The 3,582-nt window shown below is 71.3% G+C and carries 3 protein-coding genes and 1 pseudogene; 2 read left to right on the top strand and 2 right to left on the bottom strand.

From position 1 onward, the window contains the following. A pseudogene (locus FV228_RS23420) lies at positions 1-607 on the top strand (complex I NDUFA9 subunit family protein); the annotation flags it as partial. A gap of 248 nt (positions 608-855) precedes the next feature. Next, the gene (locus FV228_RS23415; RefSeq protein ID WP_147856770.1) at positions 856-1,815 is read left to right on the top strand and encodes a GDP-mannose 4,6-dehydratase; all 960 of its coding nucleotides are present in this window, start codon (positions 856-858) and stop codon (positions 1,813-1,815) included. Between the two features lie 7 nt (positions 1,816-1,822). Here FV228_RS23415 and FV228_RS23410 read toward each other — a convergent pair whose 3' ends face one another. Next, positions 1,823-3,025, bottom strand: coding sequence for a CaiB/BaiF CoA-transferase family protein (locus tag FV228_RS23410; protein WP_147856769.1), 1,203 nt, complete (start codon positions 3,023-3,025; stop codon positions 1,823-1,825). An 11-nt stretch (positions 3,026-3,036) separates the two neighbouring features. Further along, positions 3,037-3,480: an IclR family transcriptional regulator C-terminal domain-containing protein gene (locus FV228_RS23405; protein ID WP_246694007.1), complete on the bottom strand. Its 444-nt coding sequence runs from the start codon at positions 3,478-3,480 to the stop codon at positions 3,037-3,039. Between the last annotated feature and the right edge of the window lie 102 nt (positions 3,481-3,582).

Below are 3,582 nucleotides of genomic sequence, written 5' to 3'. Positions count from 1 at the left end.
GCGCTTCCAGCCGGTCTTCGTCGGTGACGTCGCCGAGGCGATCGCCCGGGCCGTCGACGGCGTCGTGCCGGGCGGCAAGGTCTACGAACTCGGCGGCCCCGAGGTCGCGACGCTGGAGCACCTCGTCCGCTACATGCTGAAGACGATCCGGCGCAAGCGTGCGGTGGTGGACCTGCCGCTGCCGGTGGCCAAGCTCCAGGCCCGGTTCCTGGAGGTCGCCGACACCCTGACCTTCGGCCTGCTGCCCGACAGCCTGAAGCTCACCCGCGACCAGGTGATCCTGCTCCAGAACGACAACGTCGTGTCCGAGGCTGCCAAGGCCGAGGGCCGGACCATCGAGGCGCTCGGGATCACCCCGACCGCCGCCGAGGCGGTGGTGCCGGGCTATCTCTGGCCGTTCCGCAAGGCCGGCCAGTTCGCCACCGACCGGGACGAGGAATACCTGGCCGAGGTGCCGGACTCGATTGCACCGACGCCCATGGGGCCCGGCTCCCAGCACAGGCCGCAGACCGCATCCGGCCCGGCGATCGGCGCCGATGCCGGCAGCTCTCCCGGCAGCGCCCAGAGCCGCATGGGCACCCGCTGGGGCACCCGGACGATGAGCTGAGGAGCCGGGGTTTCAAAAGGTCTTCGACCTTTTGCGGGTCCAGGGCGGAGCCCTGGGTCGAGCGAAGCTCGATGCCATCGGGGCTCCGCCCCGATACCCCGCCAAAGGGCCTCCGGCCCTTTGGAAACCCATTCCCTTGCCGGTGAGGGCGTTTATATCCCCGCGTTCTCCTGAAAGGAGACAACGCCTGACCTCGTCCGGGACCACACGATGATCGTCACCCCGTGGAACGGATCGGCAGGCTTGGCGTGAGACGCATCCTCGTCACCGGCGCGGCGGGCTTCGTCGGCGGCCATGTCCTGCCGCTCCTGACCGGATCGGGCGCCCGGGTGGTCGGGATCGGCCGCGGGGCGTCGCCGAGCCTGCCGGAGGGCGTCACCTACGAGCGCATCGACCTATTGGACGAGGCGGCGCTCAGCGCCTTCGTGGCCCGCTTCCGGCCGACCGAGATTCTCCACTTGGCCGGCCTCGCCTCGGTGGGCCAGTCCGCGACCGGGCCGGGGCAGACCTGGCGGGTGAACGTCAACGGCCTGATGAACCTCGTGGCGGCCGTCGAGGCGGTGCCGGGCTGCACGCTGTTCTTCGTCAGCTCGGGCGAAGTCTACGGCGGCGCCTTCCTGGCCGGTCACGCGCTGTCCGAGGCGGCCGAGCCCCTGCCGCGCAACACCTACGCCCGGTCGAAATGGGTCGGCGAGCAGCTGCTGCGCGATCTGCTGCCCCGGATCGGCGTGAAGCTCGTGGTGCTGCGGCCGTTCAACCATATCGGCCCGGGCCAGGACGAGCGCTTCGTGGTGGCCTCCTTCGCCGGGCAGATCGCCCGGATCGAGGCCGGCTGCGCGGCGCCGCTCCTCGAGGTCGGCAACCTGTCCTCGTACCGCGATTTCCTCGACGTGGCCGACGTCGCGGGCGCCTATGCCGACCTGATCGGCCGGTCCGAATCCCTGGCGGACGGGAGCGTGTTCAACATCAGTTCCGGCGTGCCCCGCACGATCGCCAGCGTGCTCGACGGCCTGCGCGCCCGCGCCCGGGTGCCGTTCGAGATCCGGATCGCCCCCGAGCGAGTGCGCCCGAACGAGATCCCGCTGGCGGCGGGCGATTCCACCCGCCTGCACGACGCCACCGGCTGGCAACCGCGGGTCGCCTGGGACGACGCCCTGACCCGGGTGCTCGACGATGCCCGCGCCCGGCTGGGCGCCGTCGAGGGCTGAAGGCGCGCTACCGGACCACGCCCTTCGCCACCAGCGCGTCCCGCGCCTCCGCCGAAACCTCCAGTCGCTCGGCCAGGATTTCTTGGCTCGAATCCCCGAGGCCCGGCGGCATGCGGCGCACCGGCAGCCGGCGCCCGTCGAGCCGGTAGGGCGGGGCGATCACGTGGGCGTTGTCGGCACCCTCGACCACCAGACCGGCCTCCCGGGCGCGCGGGCAGGTCAGCGCCTCGCGCAGGCCCATCACCTCGCCGCAGGGGATGCCCGCCGCGCGCAGGCGCGCGATCAGCGGCGCACGCTCCCATTTGGCGAGTTCGGCATCCAGAATCGGGATGAACGCGGCGCGGTTCTTCGAGCGGTCGAGGTTGGTTGCAAAGCGCGGGTCGGCGCACAGGTCCGGCCGCTCCAGCACCTGCTCGCAGAACCGGCGGTACTGGGCGTTGTTGCCCACCGTGATCACCACCGGCCCGTCGCCGGCCTCGAACACCCCGTAGGGCACGATCGACGGGTGGGCGTTGCCGTAGCGCGGCGGGTCGATGCCCCGGGCCAGCGCCTCCAGCCCGTAATAAGAGGTCAGCGCCACGCCGCAATCGAACAGGGCGAGGTCGATCGCCTTGCCGCGCCCGGTGCGCTCGCGCTGAAACAGGGCCGCCAGCACGGCCTGGGCCGCGTATTGCCCGGTGAACAGGTCCACCGCCGCGACCCCGAACTTCAGGGGCGGCCCGCCCGCCTCGCCGTTCAGCGCCATCACGCCGGATTCGCCCTGCACCACGAGGTCGTAGCCGGGCCGTCCGGCCTCCGAGCCGTCGGAGCTGTAGCCGGCGATCGAGCAGTAGATCAGCCCGGAATTCTCGGCCGAAAGCGCCGCGTAGCCGAGGCCGAGCTTCTCGGCCCCGCCGGTCTTGAAGTTCTGGACCAGCACGTCGCTCTCGCGGGCCAGCGCCTTGACGATCGCCAGCCCGTCGGGCGTCGCGAGATCGACGCCGATCGAGCGCTTGTTGCGGTTCACGCTGTCGAAATACGAGGTGTTGCCGGGACTGGTCGCCACGCCCCAGTCCCGCGTGTCGTCGCCGCGCTCCGGATGCTCGACCTTGATCACGTCGGCGCCGAGATCGCCGAGAACCTGCGCGCACCACGGCCCCGCAAGGACCCGGGACAAGTCGAGGACGCGGATCCCGGCGAGCGGGAGATCGTGGGACGGATCGGTTTCCATGGAACGGGTCCTCAAGCTCCCATCACGCCGTCGAGGCCGCGCACCGCCGCGACGAGCTTCGGCCGCACCACGTCCATCAGGAACCGGGCGTCGGTGATGATCGTCGGGGCGCCGCAATTGACCGACATGGCCGGCAGGCCGCCGCCGGGATGAAACCCCACCGCGATGGCGCAGACCGTCTCCTGCCACTCACCGAACGAGGTGCAGCAGCCGAGTTCGCGGTGCTCGGCCACCGCCCGGTCGAGGCCGGCGCGCAGGGCGGGCCAGGCCACCGGGTCCAGGGCCTTCAGGTCCTCGTAGAGGCTCGCGCGCTCGCGCTCGGGACACACGGCGACGTAGGCGCGGCCCATGGCGCTGCGGGCGAGCGAGATCCGCGAGCCGGTATCGAGGTTCAGCGAGATCGCGGCCGGGCCGCGCTGGCAATCGACGTAGCGCATGCTGAGCCGGTCGCGCACGCCGCGCGACGTCCTAAAAAACGTATGGCCCGCCCCGTCTGCAAGGTCGTCGATGAAGATGCCTGTGACCGGTCTGCACAAACGTATCCGGCATGTCGGCAT

The organism is Methylobacterium sp. WL18 (assembly GCF_008040015.1).
Taxonomy (GTDB): domain Bacteria; phylum Pseudomonadota; class Alphaproteobacteria; order Rhizobiales; family Beijerinckiaceae; genus Methylobacterium; species Methylobacterium mesophilicum.
This window is presented reverse-complemented; position numbering and strand designations above follow the sequence as displayed.

What these genes read in the sequence shown, in the direction of transcription:
- FV228_RS23410 (WP_147856769.1), bottom strand. Translation starts at nt 3,025, where the DNA reads ATGGAAACCGATCCGTCCCACGATCTCCCGCTCGCCGGGATCCGCGTC.